Source organism: Gammaproteobacteria bacterium, assembly GCA_028819075.1.
Taxonomy (GTDB): Bacteria; Gemmatimonadota; Gemmatimonadetes; order Longimicrobiales; family Gaopeijiaceae; genus BD2-11.
On record JAPPMM010000014.1, the window covers coordinates 86,220 to 100,681 of the forward strand.

A 14,462-nucleotide genomic window follows, 5' to 3' on the forward strand; every position below is an offset into this window, starting at 1 on the left:
CCTTGCTGGATGGATGTCTTCCCATTCCCGTGCTTGCGCCGGGCGCGGCACGAAACGTCCGCCGCCCGGTCCCGCTGTGTGCTCAGAAAAACTCCTTGAGCCAGGCACCAACCCTTCCGACCATTCCAGGGGTGTGGGCAAGCGCCCCCTGCCCCGTCTTGGCGAAGCGGTCGGCTCCGTATTGCGCCACTCCGACGACCGTGGAGAGCCGAGAGCGGTTCATCGAGTCGGCCAACCCGCTTACGCCTGCGCCAGGGGTGCCGACGCGAACCGGCGTCCCCAGCATCCTCTGCACCAACTCGCCGATACCGTCGAGGGCGGCAACGCCGCCGGTGAGGACGACTCCCGTCCCCAGCGGGGCGATCAGCTCCCGCGCATTCAGCTCCCGCTGACACCAGGCGACGATCGCCGTCAGCCGGTTCTCGAGGGCGTCCGCGACCGTGGCCCGGCCGATGCGACGAGGTCTCGAAGGCGTGGGCCCGGGGATTTCGATCATGTCCCTGGACCCCACGAGTTCGGCCAGGGCGCAACCGTGGTTCTCCAGCACCCGGCGCGCCTCTTCGTGCTGTATGTGAAGATGCTGGACCAGATCCCAGGTCAGTGCGACGCCCCCGGTCGGCAGCATGTCCGTGTAGTAGGGCCTTCCGTCGACGAAAATCGCCATCTGGCTGGTGGCTCCGCCCAGATCCAGCACCGCGACCCCGATCTCCCTCTCGTCCTCCCTCAGCACGGCGCGGGCGGCGGCCAGGGGCTCCAGGATGAGCTTTTCCACCCGATAGCCCGCCCGGGAGACGGCGCTGCGGATGTTGTTCGCGATCGCGGAGGCTCCGGTAACCAGGTAGACCTCCGACTCCAGGCGCGTGCCCGGCATGCCGACCGGATGCAGAATCCCGGAGTTGTTGTCGACCGTGTAGTTCTGCGGGACCGTGTGCAGCAGCTCGCGGTCATGGGGCAGCGCAACGGCGCGCGCCACCACGTGCAGGCGCGCCATGTCGTCGGCCGACACCTCCCTCGAGGAGATGGCGACGACGCCGTGCGAGGGGAAGGTCTGCACCTGGTCGCCGCTGATGCCGACATAGACGTTGGAAACGGTGCAGCCCGCCATGAGCTCGGCTTCGCGCACCGCCTTGGCCACGCGCTCGGTCATCTCCTCGACATCCTGCACGACGTCCCGGTGCACGCCGTTGGTGTGCACCTGCCCGAGACCCAGGACCTCGATCCAGTGGGCCGGATACTGGCCCCTTATCTCCGCGATGACGGCGGTGGTGCGCGTCGCGCCGATATCCAGCCCCGCAACCAGATGAGAAGCCATCTTCATCTCCTCGCGTTGCCCGGCTCGCCCGTTGACGCGTGCGTCACGACGACCTGATCGCTGAAGCGGAGGTCGGCCACGGTGACCGTTCGTTCCGGGGCCCGCGGGACGGCGTCGGCCAGAGCCGCAAGCCCTTCGCGCAGACGCCGGACGCTCAGCGGAGGTTGGAAATGGAGCGCCGCCCCGGTTTCCGAGAAGCGGGCCGTCAGAGTGCCCTGCGGGGTCCAGGCGATTTCCGATACGGAGCGCGCGAAGTCGGGATGAAGCTCGCCCAGACGATGCAACTCCGCGGCCATGGCCTGGATCTGCTGGTGCTCGGTGACCGTCAGCGAGCCGCTCGGGGGCTCCATGGGACGAAGGATGGGCAGGTCGAGCCGATGCAGGGCGGGATCGATGGGCAGGTACTCACCGGCGGGATCGACGGGATTCAGGGCCGGGGTCGCCACCAGGGCCACCGGCTGGCGCTCCTGGATGACGATCTCCGCGGTGTCGCCGGGCAGGGACCTGACCGTGGCCTCCTCGATCAACCGGTGTGTGCGCAGGCGTCCCTCCAGAGACCGTGCTCCCCCGCGCTCGTCCTCGTAGACCGGAATCCACTGGCGGATCTCCTCGGCGTCGAGATAGCGGGCACCCCGCACTTCCACGGCGGAGACGTGGAATCTCGCGAAGTGCGCGAGAATGTCGCGACGGTCGCCCAGGGCGGCCAGCGTGGCGGCCGCGAGCATCACGGGAACCGCAAACGCGAGCAGCTTACGCATCGTGCCCTCCCAGGCGGCGAAGGAGCGCAGGACCGGTCGACTCGATCGAGCCGGCGCCCAGGGTGAGGCATACGTCCCCGGCGCGAAGGGTGCCGGCCAAGGCGGCGGGAAGCGTGCTCAGGTCCGGGTGGTAGCGCCCACCCTCTCCCCGCGCCGCGGTCACCGCGTCGCACACGAGTTCGCCGGTGATGCCGGGGATGGGCGCTTCGCGCGCGGGGTAGATGTCCGAGACCCAGATCCGGTCCGCCGCGGCAAGGGCCGCACCGAGCTGGGCGGCAAAATCGCGCGTACGCGAGAACAGGTGAGGCTGGAAAACGGCCACCAGGCGGGCTCCGGGGAAGCTGCCGCGCGCTGCCGCGATCGCCGCCGCGATTTCGGTGGGATGGTGTGCGTAGTCGTCCACCACGGTCACCCCGCGCTCGCGGCCGAGCCGCTCGAAGCGGCGGCGCACCCCGCGGAATCCCGCCAGCGACCGGCGGATGTCGCTCCAGGCGACGTCCATCCGGCGCGCGGCCGCGGCTGCGGCCAGGGCGTTGAGCAGGTTGTGCGCGCCCGGGAGGCGGATCGACAGCTCGCCCCGATCCCGACCATCCTCGAAGATGCGCGCCCGGGCTCCGCCGGGACCGGTGCGCACCCGCGTCGCCCGCAGCTGGGCGCCCGCGCGGAAGCCATAGGTGCAGGTGCGCGCGCCGAGGCCCGCAAGCAGTTTCGACGCTCCCGGATCGTCCGCACAGGCGCATACCGTGCCGTCCGCGGGCACCGCGTCCACGAAGGTACGGAACGCCTCGCGCAGACTTGCGAGGTTCCCGTAGGTGTCGAGGTGATCGGCCTCCAGATTGGTGACCAGGGCCGTGCGGGGCGTGATGTGGTGGAAGGAGCGGTCGTACTCGTCGGCTTCGACCACGAACAGGTCGCCGCGTCCGTAGCGCAGGTTGCCCTCCCACCCCGCGACCCTTCCCCCGACGACCCCTGTGGGATCCCGGCCGGCCGCCGCCAGGATCTCGGTGGCGAGCGCGGTGGTGGTGGTCTTGCCGTGCGTCCCGGCCACCGCCACGACCGTTCCCGGGTTGACCCACTGCCCGAGCGCCTCCGCCCGCTTGACCACCGGGATGCCCCGCTCGCGCGCCGCGCGCACCTCCGGGTTGGACGGGCTGATGGCGGAAGAGACCACGACCGCGGAGACGCCATCCAGGTGATCGGCGGAGTGGCCGGCGGCAACGGGAATGCCCAGGGCCTCGAGCGACCGCGCGCTCAGGTCGCGCCGCAGGTCGCAGCCGGTCACCCGGTAGCCGGAGCGGTGGAAGAGCTCGGCAAGCGCGCACATGCCCGCACCGCCGATGCCCATGAAGTGCACCGTGCCCTCGCGTGCGCGGTCGCGCAGGCTGCGGGCGCTCACGCGGCCTCCCCCGAAACGGTCACCGACCGCGGCCCGCGCGGGAGCAGCCCGGCGAGCGCCGTGACGATGTCGGCGGCCGCGTCCGGCCGGGCGCGCGCGCGGGCCGCCCGGGCCATCGACGCCATGCGGCGGTCGTCGCGCGCGAGGTCCGTCATGGCCGCCCAGAGGGCGAGCGCGTCCGTTTCGCGCTCGGGCAGGTGCAGCGCCACGCCCGCTTCTGCGAGCGCCCCGGCGTTGCGGGTCTGGTGATCCTCGGCCGCGGTGGGAAGCGGAAGCAGGATCGCCGGCAGCCCGTGCACGAGGAACTCGGAGGTGGCCATCGCCCCCGCCCGGCTCACCGCCAGGTCCGCCGCGGCGAGCGCGCCCGGCATGTCGTCGATGTACGGTACCAGCCGCACCCAGTCCGGCGATCCGGCCCGCGCGAGTTCCCGCGACATCGCGGAGAAGTGCGCCGGGCCGCTGGCCCAGAGAAGCTGAAAGCCCTCCGGGCGCTCCGGCGCGTCGAGCACGGCTTCGAGGATGCGCCGGTTCAGCACCGCCGACCCCTGGCTGCCTCCCACCACGAGGGCGACCCGCCCGTCCGCCCCCAGCCCGAAGCGACCGCGCGCTTCACCGCGCCCGATTCCTTCAGGGGGGCGCACCGGATTCCCGCTCACCACCACCCGGTTGCGCGCCCGGCGCGGAATCGCCTGCTTCGCCTCCGGCCACGCGAGATGGATCTGAGCCGCGTGGCGGCTGAGCAGGCGTGTGGTGACGCCCGGCAGGCTGTTCTGCTCCTGAAGCGCCAGGGGAATGCCCATGCAGGCGGCCACCAGCCCCGACGGTGCGCACGCGTATCCGCCGGTGACCACCACCAGCTCGGGCCGCAGCCGCCGGAAGGTGTCGAAGACGTCGAGGACGCTCCCGAGGAGCGACTGCATCACCAGGGCGTTGTTCCAGAGGTGCCGGCGGTCCAGTCCCTCCACGTCCACCAGCGCATAGTCGAGGCCACAGTCCGGGAGCACGCGCGCCTCCACGCCACGGCGCGAGCCGACGAAGAACGGACGGATGTCGGGTCTCATCGCCGCGAGCGCACGGGCGAGCGCGAGCGCGGGGTAGAAATGCCCCCCGGTGCCGCCGCCGGAGAAGACGACCACGCCCGGCTCCCGCCTGGTCATGGAGCCGGCCTCGGACCCGGAGGGATGCCCCGGGCCACGGACAGCAGGATACCGATCGCGGCCAGGGTGATCACCAGGTTGGAGCGCCCATCCGAGATCAGGGGCAGCGGGAGCCCGGTCGCCGGCAGCAGACTCAGATTGACGCCCATGTGGAGGAACGCGTGCAGGGCGATGAGGCTGGTGCAGCCGACCGCCAGCAGCTCTCCCAGCAGATCGGCCGCGCGGCGGGCGATGCGGAAGCCGATCACGATCAGGGCGACGTAGGCGCAGACCAGCACGGCCACGCCGATCAGTCCCCATTCCTCCCCGATCAGGGCGAAGATGAAGTCGTTGTGCGCCTCGGGAAGGAATCCGAACTTCTGCTGTCCCTCCCCGAACCCTACCCCGCCGATCCCCCCGGAGCCGATCGCGATCAGCGACTGATCCACCTGGTATCCGGCGCCGGTGGTGTGCGATCCCGGGTTCAGGAAGACGATGAGGCGCCTGAAACGGAAATCCGTGGCGAACTGGTACACGATTGCCGGCGTGGCGAGCAGTCCCAGGAAGACGAAATGCCCGACGCGCGCGCCCGCCGCGAACACGATGATGCAGCCGAGCATCGCGATCAGGGCCGCTGTGGAGAAGTCCGGCTCCAGAAGGACGGGCACCAGCATGGCGGCCCAGATCAGGAGGAAGGGGCCGAGGCCGCGCGTGAGGCTCCGGAATCGATCCTGCTTCTTCACCGCCATGACCGCTGTCCACACCAGGATCGCCAGCTTGGCCGCCTCCGACGGCTGGAAACCAGCCGGGCCCACCTGCAGCCAGCGGCGCGCCCCGTTCCGCTCCGGGGCGAAGGACTCGGTGCCCGGGAGGATGATGAAGACCAGCAGCAACCACGCCGCCAGCATCATGGGCCACGCCAGCGACCGCCACCTGGTGTAGGGAATCCGTGAGAAGATCAGCAGGAACACGAGCCCCACGCCGGCGCCCACGGCCTGGCGGACGACGAAATGGTAGTCCGGAAGCCCCTGCCGCTGCGCCAGGAAGGAGCTTGCGCTGTAAAGGGTCACCAGCCCGAACGAGAGCAGGAGCAGCGTCAGCGTCATGACGGCCGCGCCTTCCCACCCGCCGCCGAAACGCGCGGCCGCGAGCGGCCGGGCGTCGTGCACGCCGGACGCGGAGTAGGCGGGGGCGGCCGTGGCGGGCACTCATGCCTCCCCTCGCGCGAGCGCGGCGAACCGGCGGCCCCGCGCTTCGTAGTCGGAAAACTGGTCGAAGCTCGCGCAGGCGGGGGAGAGGAGCAGGATATCGCCGGGCCGGGCCCATCGCTCGGCCGCACGCACCGCCGCGTCGAAGCCGGTGTCCACGCGAACCAGGGACGCGGCCCCCGCCAGCGCCTCCTCGAGGCGGAAGCGGGCATCACCGTACACGATCACGCGGCGGACCCGGCCGCGCATGGCGTCGGCGAACGGTGCAAGGTCCTCTCCCTTGTCCTGGCCGCCGGCCAGCAGCACGATCGGCCGGTCGAAGCTCCGGACCGCGCCTGCGGCCGCGGCCACGTTGGTCGCCTTCGAGTCGTTCACCCAGAGGACGCCGTCGCGCTCGACCACCCGCTCCAGCCGGTGGGGCAGCGGACGGAAGTCCCGCGCGGCCCGGGCGATCGCTTCCGTCCGGGCGCCCGCCAGGCGGGCCGCCAGCCCGGCCGCCATGGTGTTGGCGAGCCCCGCCCGGCCGGCCAGGGCCACATCCGCGACCGGCATCACCCGCTCCTCTCCCGCCTCCAACGCGAACATCAGCCAGCCATCGCGCGCGTAGGCGGCCAGCTCGCCGTCCGGGCCGCCCGACCGCTGCCCGGCGGCTTCGTCCGCGTCGAAGAGGTAGCGCGCACCCGGGACCTCGTCGTCCAGGGGCAGAGCGGCCGGCACGCCGCTCCCGAGCACCCAGCGGCTATCGGCGCGCGCGTTCGCGAACAGCCGGGCCTTGTCGGCGTAGTAGGCGGTTCGGCTCGGATAGCGGTCGAGGTGGTCGGGCGACAGGTTGGTGACCACGCCGATGTCCGGGCGGAACCGGGACACGGCGCCCAGCTGGTACGAGCTCATCTCTACCACCAGCCATTCGGGCGCCGGATCGCGCAGCGCCAGCTCCGAGGCGGGCGGACCCAGGCCGCCGCCGATGTTGCCCCCGAGGCCGACCGACACCCCCGCCGCCTCAAGCATGCGGGCCGCCAGCGCGGAGGTGGTGGTCTTGCCGTTGGTGCCGGTCACGGCGATCAGCGAGCTGCGGAAGAAGCGAAACGCGAACTCGGGCTCGGAGATCCAGCGCTTGCCCGCCGCCGCGAGGGAGGACAGCACAGGCGCTCCGGGCGGGATGCCCGGGCTGGCCACGATCAGGCGGCTTGTGGCGATGCGATCCTGATCGTGGCCGCCGAGCCGCACGCGTGCGCCCATGGCCTCCAGTTCCCCTGCGTGCGCGCGCAGCGCGGGCGTGTGGGCGTCGTCCGACACGCGCACCTCCCCGCCGTGCCGGAGCGCCAGCCGGGCGGCGGCCCGGCCGCTCGCCCCGAGGCCCACGATCGCGATGCGCTGTCCGCTCAGTGCCGCCATGAGATTCCGCCGTGCCGGAATGCGTAGTATGCGTAATCTGCCTGAAGTCCATCGCCATCTATCGAATCTTGAGGGTGCTCAGGGCGACCATCGCGCAGAGCACGCCGACGATCCAGAAGCGCGTGACGACCTTGCTTTCCGGCCATCCGAGCTTCTCGAAGTGGTGGTGAATGGGGGCCATGAGAAAGATCCTCCGCCCCTCGCCGTAACGCCGCGCCGTGAACTTGAAATACCCCACCTGGGCGATGACCGAGAGCGTCTCCGCCACGAATACCGCTCCTACGATGACCAGCAGGAACTCGGACTTGAGGAGGATGGCCATGACGCCGATGGCGCCTCCCAGCGACAGGGAACCCGTATCTCCCATGATCACCTGCGCGGGATGCGCGTTAAACCAGAGGAATCCGATCGCCGCTCCGGCCAGAGCGCCGGCGAACACCGTCAGCTCCCCCACCCCGGGCAGGTAGAGAACGCCCAGGTAGGCGGAAGTGTCCACGCGCCCGATGAGGTAGGCGAAGATGCCGAAGGTCGCGGCCGCGATTCCGCACAGCCCCGCGGCCAGGCCGTCGAGCCCGTCCGTCAGGTTGACCGCGTTCGAGGTCCCGGAGACCACCGTGGCCACGAACAGCACGTAGACCGGCGGGAAGAAGACGGCCACCATCTCCGCAAAGAACGGGACGCCCGTCCAGGTCGCCGGGACGGGCCACACCGGGTAGAACAGCAGGAACAGCCCCAGGGCCAGTCCAAGCGCCCATTGCCCGATCATCTTGTAGCGGCCCGCCAGCCCCGCGCTCGTCTTCTTGACAACCTTCAGATAGTCGTCGAGGAACCCGATGGCGCCGGTCCAGAGGAAGGTCGCGAGGACGACCAGGATCGCGACGTTGTCGAGCTCGGCCCACAGCAGCGTGGAGACGGTCGCGGCGGCGATGATCAGCGTCCCGCCCATGGTCGGTGTGCCGGCCTTCTTCAGATGCGTCTCCGGACCGGTTTCGCGCACGACCTGACCAAAGCGCAGCCGGGTCAGCCAGCGAATCATGCCCGGTCCCAGCAGGAAGCTGAGCACGAGCGCCGTCACCACCGCCCCGGCGGTGCGGAAGGTGATGTACGTGAACAGGTTGAAGACGATGTGCACGTCGGTGAACCGGGGCAGGAGATGATACAGCATGGTTCACCTCGCCCCGTTCCGGACCGCCGGCCCGAAGTCGGCTTCGATGAGCGGGACCAGACGCTCCAGCGCAACGCCGCGGGATCCCTTGAGCAGGATCAGCTCGTTGCCCTCCAGGAATCCGCGGAGCAGCGCGTATCCCTCCGCCGCGTCCGCGCTGGCGAGCAGCGCCGGTTCACTGCCCTGCCGCCCGGTCTTGCGCAGGCGTTCGGCGGCCGCGGCGAATTCGCCCAGCGCCAGCACGACGTCCACCGCCCGGGACAGGGCTTCGCCCAGCAGTTCGTCGTGCAGCGCCGCGCTCCGGTCGCCCAGCTCGAGCATGCTCCCCAGCACCGCCACCCTGCGGCCCGCCGACGGAATCAGCCCGAGCAGGTCGAGGGCGGCGCGGACGCTCTGCGGGTTAGCGTTGTAACAATCCAGCAGCAGGGTGAGGTCTCCCGCATGCAGCTGCTCGCCCCGCATGCCCTGCGGCCTGTACTGCTCGAGCCCGCGCACCGCCGGCCCGTGAGGTGTCTGCAGGAGGTCGGAGATGGCAAGCGCGATGAGGGCGTCGTAGACCGCGTGCCGTCCCGGCACCTGGAGGTGGACGCGCTGGTTGCGCCAGTCGAAGAAGTAGCGCCCATGGGAATCCGGGTGCGGAATCCGGGGGCGCAGGTTGGCGTCGGCGGCGTCGGACCAGCCGGCGACCCGTACGTTGGGGTGAAGCGCGCGAGCCCGTTCGGGGAGAGCCGGCGGCTGGTCGCCCACCACCACCGCGCCGCGTCCGTTCAACCCCGCGACCAGCGCCAGCTTCTCCTGAAACACCCCCTCCAGCGAGCCCAGTTTTTCAAGATGCCCGTCCGAGACGGTGGTGACCGCCGCGATGTCGGGCTCCGCGACCGCGGTCAGGGCCGCGATTTCACCCGGCTCGTTGGTGCCCATCTCCAGCACCAGCACCTCGGCCGCGTCCGGGGCGCCCAGAATCGTCAAGGGCAGCCCGATCCGGTTGTTGAGGTTGCCGGGATTGGCGTGCACCCGATAGCTGCGCTGCAGGGCTCCCCGGAGGAACTCCTTGGTCGTCGTCTTGCCCGAGGATCCGGTGATGGCCACGACCTGGGCCGCGTGGCGGCGGCGGCGATAGCGGGCCAGGTGTCCGAGCGCGGCCAGGGTGTCGGGCACGCGGTACACCGGCACGGAGGCCTCGATGGCGACCGCCCGCGAGACCACCACCCCCGCCGCTCCCGAGGCAACCGCGTCGGACACGAAGTCGTGTCCGTCGAAGTTCTCTCCCGCAATGGCCACGAAGAGTTCACCCCCGGCCAGGGTGCGCGTGTCGGTGGAAACGCTCGCGAACCCGGTGCCGGCAAACGCGGGGGCATCCCGCAGGGAAAGCGCCGCCTGCACGCGCGGGTGCGTCCAGCGAAACGTGGTCATGCGCCCTCCTCTCCGCCGGCGAGGTGAGCGAGCACGATCTTGCGCTCGTCGAAGGGCAGCGTCTCGCTGCCGATGACCTGGCGGGTCTCGTGCCCCTTTCCCGCGAGGACCACCAGATCGCCGGGCGCGGCCAAGTCGAGCGCCCGCCCGATGGCTGCGCGGCGGTCGGAGACGCGCTCGTGCCCGGTCCCTGCCATCCCCGCGACCACCTCATCGATGATCGCCTCGGGATCCTCGGTGCGGGGGTTGTCCGAGGTGACGATGGCCACATCGGCCCGCTCCGCCACCGCTCTGCCCATGAGCGGGCGCTTGGCGGCATCGCGATCGCCCCCCGCTCCGAAGAGCACGATCAGCCGGCCGTCGGTGAGGCGCCGCAGGGTGTCGAGGAGGCACACCAGCGCGTCCGGGGTGTGCGCGTAGTCGATGACGACCGGGCACGGGCGGCTGGCGACCAGTTCCATGCGTCCCGGGACGGCGGGCGCGCTCCCGAGCCCGTCCACGACCTCGTCCACGCGGCGGCCGGCGGCAAGCGCGATGCCCGCCGCCGCGAGGGCGTTCTCCACGTTGAAGCGCCCCAGCAGGGGCATCGACACGGGCACGGCGCTCCCCTCATACGACAGTTCGAAGCGGGTCCCCGCAGGCCCGAGTTCGAGAGAGGTGGCGGTCAGTGCGGCATCCGAATCCACGCCGTAGGAGAGACGGCGCCGCGATCCGCTGTCCAGGCGAACCCAGGCGGGCTCGTCCGCGTTCACCACGACGGTCCCCTCCGGAACCAGCAGCCCGACCGCGCGCGCCTTGGCGGCCCGGTAGCCATCCATGTCGTGGTGGTAGTCGAGGTGGTCGCGGGAGAGGTTGGTGTACGCGACGGCGTCGAGTTGAACTCCGTCGAGGCGGCGCTGGTCGAGCGCGTGGGACGACGCCTCCAGCCCGACGTGGCGAACGCCCGAGTCCGCAAGCGACCGCATCCACGCCGAGAGCTGCACCGGCCCCGGCGTAGTCAGGCCCGCCGTGCGCGGGCGCACGTCCCCGTCGGCGTCCACGAGCCCCAGCGTGCCGATCGCGGCGGACGGCCCGCCGGCCCTCAGCAGGTGGCGCGCCAGCAGCGTGGTCGTGGTCTTGCCGTTGGTACCCGTGACCGCGTAGACGAAGACGTCGCGGGATGGATTGCCGAAGAACTCGTCGGCGGCAAGCGCGCCCGCCAGGCGGCCGTCGCGCACCAACACCTGCGGCACCGGCAGGCCGGGCAGGGGCGTCTCCACCAGCGCCGCCACCGCCCCCCGCCCCACCGCCTCCCCGACGAAGTCGTGCCCGTCGTGTTCCGCTCCCCGCCACGCGACGAACAAGTCGCCTTCCTCAACCTGCCGTGAGTCGTGGCTTACCCCGCACACCCCTGCCTCCCCCGGGACATCCGCCCCGGGAGCGAGCGCGCCGGCGCCCGCCAGCCGCTCGACCACGCGCGCGAGCGAGACGCTACGGGCTCTGTCCACGTTCGATTCTCCCGACATCGATCGAAACGGTGTCGCCCTGCACGAGCAACGTGCCCGCGGCCGGCCAGGTGCCGAGCACGGCCCCCGGGGCGTCCCAGGTCACGCGCAGCCCGGCAGTGTGCAGCCGGCGCACCGCGGAGCGCGCCGACAGGCCACGGACGTCCGGCACCACCACCTCGGTCCCCTCCCCGCTCGCCCAGACCGCAGGCTCGGAGCCCGGGGCTTCCGCGCCGGCGAAGCGAATCACGGGGTTCTGCGGAGCGGGGCGGCGCGCCGCGTGGGCGAGCACCCGCCGGTCCACGGGCGGCTGCTGGGCGGCCAGGATGCCCTCCATGGTGGCGCGGATGACCGGGGCGGCCGCCGCTCCGCCGTAGTACACGCCCTCCGGACCGTTCAGCTTCACATAGGCCAGCAATTGCGGATCCTCGGCCGGGAAGAAGCCGACGAAGGTGGCGAAATACTCGCCCTCGGCGTAGCCGCCGTCCGCGCGGTACGCGCGACTGGTGCCGCTCTTGCCCGCCACCGCGAAGGAAGTCAGGCGTGCACGGGTTCCGGTGCCCGACTCGGTGACCTCGACCAGCACCCGGCTGATGTCACGGGCCACTCCGCTTTCGACGACCCGCCGAATGAGGCGCGGGTCGGGACGCTCGATCAGCGATCCGTCGGCGGCCCGCACTTCGCGGATCAGCCTGGGCGCCATCAGGCGGCCGCCGTTGGCCAGCGCGCCATACGCCATCGCGAGCTGCAGCGGGCTGACGGAGATTTCGTAGCCGATGGCCAGGGAGACAGGTGACTGCAGGGACCAGTCCTCCGGCTTGCGCAGGACGCCCGAGGTCTCGCCCGGGATCGGCAGGCCTGTGGGCATGCCGAATCCGAAGTCGCGCAGCATTTCGTATTGCTCGCGGTCGGAGAGGCGGTCGGCCACTTTGGCGACGCCCACGTTGGACGATACCCGCAGCGCGTCGGCCAGCGTCATCGTGCCGCCCTTGGGGTGCACGTCGTTCAGCGTGCGCCCGGCGACATGCCAGGTGCCGTCGCCGATGTCGACGAGATCCTCCAGCGTTCCCACGTCGCTGGACAGAATCGCCGCCACCGTGAAGGGCTTGAGCGTCGACCCGGGCTCGTTGGCGGTATTGATGGCCGCGAGGCCGGCCGCGTCGCCGTCCCGGATCGAGACGACCGCCAGGATCTCGCCGGTAGCCGGATCCGTCAGGAGGATGTCCCCGCCGCTGGACCCCGTCGTTTCGATGGCTTCCTGCAGCTCCTCGCGGGCGATTTCCTGCAGATCCACGTCGATGGTGAGCGAAACGCTTCCGCCCGGCACGGGCGACCTGACCGGCACCGCGCGGCCCGGGAGTTCGACGCCGCGCGCGTCGAGAAGCGTCATCTCCTCACCCGGACGTCCGGTAAGGACCCCGTCGTAGGACGCCTCGATGCCCCCCGCGCCGCTTCCGTCCAGGAAGCCGCCCAGCACACCCGCAACCAGATCGCCGTGCGGCCGAAAGCGCTCGTAGTCGCGCCCCAGGTATACGCCCCGGATGTCCTCCAGTCCGGCGCGCACCGTGGTTGGATAGCGGCCCGGAATGACGACCCACGCCTCATCGGAACTCGTGCGCCGCCGCGCCTCGGAAGCCGACAGGCCCAGTACGGTCTGGAGTGCGGAGCTCGCCTCGGCCGCGAAGCCGTTCTCGTCGCGCCTCAGTTCGCCCGGCGCCAGGCCCACTTCCACCACCTCCCGGCTCTGGGCCAGCAGGACGCCGTCCCGGTCCAGGATCGAGCCGCGGATGGACGGAACCGGGCGTGACATCTGGTGCTGTTCGGCCGACCGCTGGCGCCACTCGGCGTTCTCCACCTGCAGCATGGCGGCGCGCCCGACGACGGTGCCGGCCGATACCAGCCAGCCAATGAGGATCAGCCGCCGGGGCCATTGCGATCTTTGCGGAAGCCTCATGGGTTCACTCCCGACAGGTAGACGATTTCATCGGCGGCCGGATTGTGCATGCCCAGACGCTCGCGCGCTTCCGGGACCACCCGGCCCCGGCTCTCCAGATACTGGATCTCCCCGAGCAGGTCCTTTCGGACCGCCGACACCACTTCGATCTCCTGACCCAGATCGTGCAGCTCCTCCAGTACCTCCAGGGCTCGCATCTGGCGCCATGTGACCACGCTGAGCGAGACCAGCAGGGCTCCTATCGCGATCGCCACCCGCTTCGAGTCACTCATCCGTCTCACGATGTCTTCCTCCACGCGCGCAGGCGCGCGCTCCGGGCACGGGGATTCGCCGCCGTTTCAGCCGGAGCGGGCCGCACCGGACGGCGCGCGAGCGTCTCTCCCGCGGCCCGGCCGGCGCAGACGCACACCGGGAGCGCGGGGGGACAGGTGCAGTCGCGGCTCCACTCGCGGAACCGGTTCTTGACTTCGCGATCCTCGAGCGAGTGATAGGAGATCACCGCCATCCGCCCGCCCGCGTCCAGGGTGTCGCGCAGGGTGTCGAGGCCTTCCCGCAGCGCCCCCAGCTCGTCGTTCACCTCCAGGCGCAGCGCCTGGAAGACGCGCGCCTTGTCGCGAGGCGCCGGCGACCGTCCCATCGCGGCGCGCAGCGCTCCCACGAGATCGTCGCTGACGGCAAACGGGCGCGTCCTCCGCCGGCGCACGATCCGGCGCGCCAGCCTGTGCGCCCCGCGGTGCTCGCCCAGCTCCCGAAACACACGCGCCAGACTCCCTTCGTCGTAGCTGTTGAGCACGTCGGCAGCGCTCGGCGTGCGCGCATCTCTTCCGTCCATGCGCATGTCCAGCGGCACCCCGCGGCGGAACGCGAACCCCCGCCGGTCGTGATCCAGTTGCCGCGAGCTCACGCCCAGGTCGAGCAGCACCCCGCTCACGGCGCCCTCCTCGAGTTCAGGGGCGCGCGCGGCGTGGCGGAAGTCGGAGAGAAGGAAGCGTACCCGGTCACCGAAGGGCGCGAGGGTCCGTTCGGCCTCTGCGAGCGCTCCCGGATCGCGGTCCACCGCGACCAGGTGGACCCCGGGAGCCCGCTCCAGGATCGCGCGAGCGTGCCCTCCGCCTCCCACGGTGCCGTCCACGAACAGCCCGCCGCGCTCGGGCTCGAGAAGCGCGAGCACTTCCCGCACCAGCACCGGCATGTGATAGTCCTGGACGCCGGTATCATCGTCCGCTCGCCTCCGCACGCGC

At 71.2% G+C, this 14,462-nt stretch carries 12 protein-coding genes; all 12 read right to left on the reverse strand.

Annotation, left to right across the window (positions count from 1 at the left end):
- Nucleotides 1-82: 82 nt before the first annotated feature.
- From ftsA to rsmH, 12 genes are read right to left on the reverse strand one after another with little or no spacing between them, the layout of a single operon-like run.
- A complete protein-coding gene (ftsA, locus tag OXU32_01535; protein ID MDE0072652.1) occupies nucleotides 83-1,312 on the reverse strand; it encodes a cell division protein FtsA in 1,230 nt (409 codons plus the stop codon).
- Nucleotides 1,313-1,314: 2 nt separating this feature from the next.
- The gene (locus OXU32_01540; GenBank protein ID MDE0072653.1) at nucleotides 1,315-2,070 is read right to left on the reverse strand and encodes a cell division protein FtsQ/DivIB; all 756 of its coding nucleotides are present in this window, start codon (nucleotides 2,068-2,070) and stop codon (nucleotides 1,315-1,317) included.
- Nucleotides 2,063-3,466, reverse strand: coding sequence for a UDP-N-acetylmuramate--L-alanine ligase (gene murC / locus OXU32_01545; protein ID MDE0072654.1), 1,404 nt, complete (start codon nucleotides 3,464-3,466; stop codon nucleotides 2,063-2,065). The genes OXU32_01540 and murC overlap by 8 nt, the downstream gene beginning before the upstream one ends.
- A complete protein-coding gene (locus OXU32_01550) occupies nucleotides 3,463-4,623 on the reverse strand; it encodes a UDP-N-acetylglucosamine--N-acetylmuramyl-(pentapeptide) pyrophosphoryl-undecaprenol N-acetylglucosamine transferase (GenBank protein MDE0072655.1) in 1,161 nt (386 codons plus the stop codon). Before OXU32_01550 ends, murC begins: the two co-directional genes overlap by 4 nt.
- A complete protein-coding gene (locus OXU32_01555; GenBank protein ID MDE0072656.1) occupies nucleotides 4,620-5,810 on the reverse strand; it encodes a putative peptidoglycan glycosyltransferase FtsW in 1,191 nt (396 codons plus the stop codon). The genes OXU32_01550 and OXU32_01555 overlap by 4 nt, the downstream gene beginning before the upstream one ends.
- Complete coding sequence (gene murD / locus OXU32_01560) at nucleotides 5,811-7,205, reverse strand: UDP-N-acetylmuramoyl-L-alanine--D-glutamate ligase (protein ID MDE0072657.1); 1,395 nt, start codon at nucleotides 7,203-7,205, stop codon at nucleotides 5,811-5,813. It abuts the gene before it with no gap.
- A gap of 58 nt (nucleotides 7,206-7,263) precedes the next feature.
- The gene (gene mraY / locus OXU32_01565; GenBank protein ID MDE0072658.1) at nucleotides 7,264-8,370 is read right to left on the reverse strand and encodes a phospho-N-acetylmuramoyl-pentapeptide-transferase; all 1,107 of its coding nucleotides are present in this window, start codon (nucleotides 8,368-8,370) and stop codon (nucleotides 7,264-7,266) included.
- A gap of 3 nt (nucleotides 8,371-8,373) precedes the next feature.
- Entirely contained in the window at nucleotides 8,374-9,783 is a 1,410-nt protein-coding gene (locus OXU32_01570; GenBank protein ID MDE0072659.1) for a UDP-N-acetylmuramoyl-tripeptide--D-alanyl-D-alanine ligase, read from the reverse strand.
- On the reverse strand, nucleotides 9,780-11,270 hold the full coding sequence (locus OXU32_01575; protein ID MDE0072660.1) for a UDP-N-acetylmuramoyl-L-alanyl-D-glutamate--2,6-diaminopimelate ligase: 1,491 nt from the start codon (nucleotides 11,268-11,270) through the stop codon (nucleotides 9,780-9,782). Before OXU32_01575 ends, OXU32_01570 begins: the two co-directional genes overlap by 4 nt.
- Nucleotides 11,254-13,221 carry a penicillin-binding transpeptidase domain-containing protein gene (locus OXU32_01580; GenBank protein MDE0072661.1) on the reverse strand — a complete coding sequence of 656 codons (1,968 nt, stop codon included), beginning with the start codon at nucleotides 13,219-13,221 and terminating at the stop codon, nucleotides 11,254-11,256. The genes OXU32_01575 and OXU32_01580 overlap by 17 nt, the downstream gene beginning before the upstream one ends.
- The gene (locus OXU32_01585) at nucleotides 13,218-13,502 is read right to left on the reverse strand and encodes a hypothetical protein (GenBank protein MDE0072662.1); all 285 of its coding nucleotides are present in this window, start codon (nucleotides 13,500-13,502) and stop codon (nucleotides 13,218-13,220) included. Before OXU32_01585 ends, OXU32_01580 begins: the two co-directional genes overlap by 4 nt.
- On the reverse strand, nucleotides 13,499-14,458 hold the full coding sequence (rsmH, locus tag OXU32_01590) for a 16S rRNA (cytosine(1402)-N(4))-methyltransferase RsmH (GenBank protein ID MDE0072663.1): 960 nt from the start codon (nucleotides 14,456-14,458) through the stop codon (nucleotides 13,499-13,501). The genes OXU32_01585 and rsmH overlap by 4 nt, the downstream gene beginning before the upstream one ends.
- Nucleotides 14,459-14,462 lie beyond the last annotated feature (4 nt).

Bases quoted from the DNA above. Each gene is read 5' to 3' on its own strand.
- OXU32_01540 (MDE0072653.1), bottom strand. From the start codon at position 2,070: ATGCGTAAGCTGCTCGCGTTTGCGGTTCCCGTGATGCTCGCGGCCGCC.
- OXU32_01550 (MDE0072655.1), bottom strand. From the start codon at position 4,623: ATGACCAGGCGGGAGCCGGGCGTGGTCGTCTTCTCCGGCGGCGGCACC.
- mraY (MDE0072658.1), bottom strand. From the start codon at position 8,370: ATGCTGTATCATCTCCTGCCCCGGTTCACCGACGTGCACATCGTCTTC.
- OXU32_01570 (MDE0072659.1), bottom strand. From the start codon at position 9,783: ATGACCACGTTTCGCTGGACGCACCCGCGCGTGCAGGCGGCGCTTTCC.
- murD (MDE0072657.1), bottom strand. From the start codon at position 7,205: ATGGCGGCACTGAGCGGACAGCGCATCGCGATCGTGGGCCTCGGGGCG.
- OXU32_01580 (MDE0072661.1), bottom strand. From the start codon at position 13,221: ATGAGGCTTCCGCAAAGATCGCAATGGCCCCGGCGGCTGATCCTCATT.
- ftsA (MDE0072652.1), bottom strand. From the start codon at position 1,312: ATGGCTTCTCATCTGGTTGCGGGGCTGGATATCGGCGCGACGCGCACC.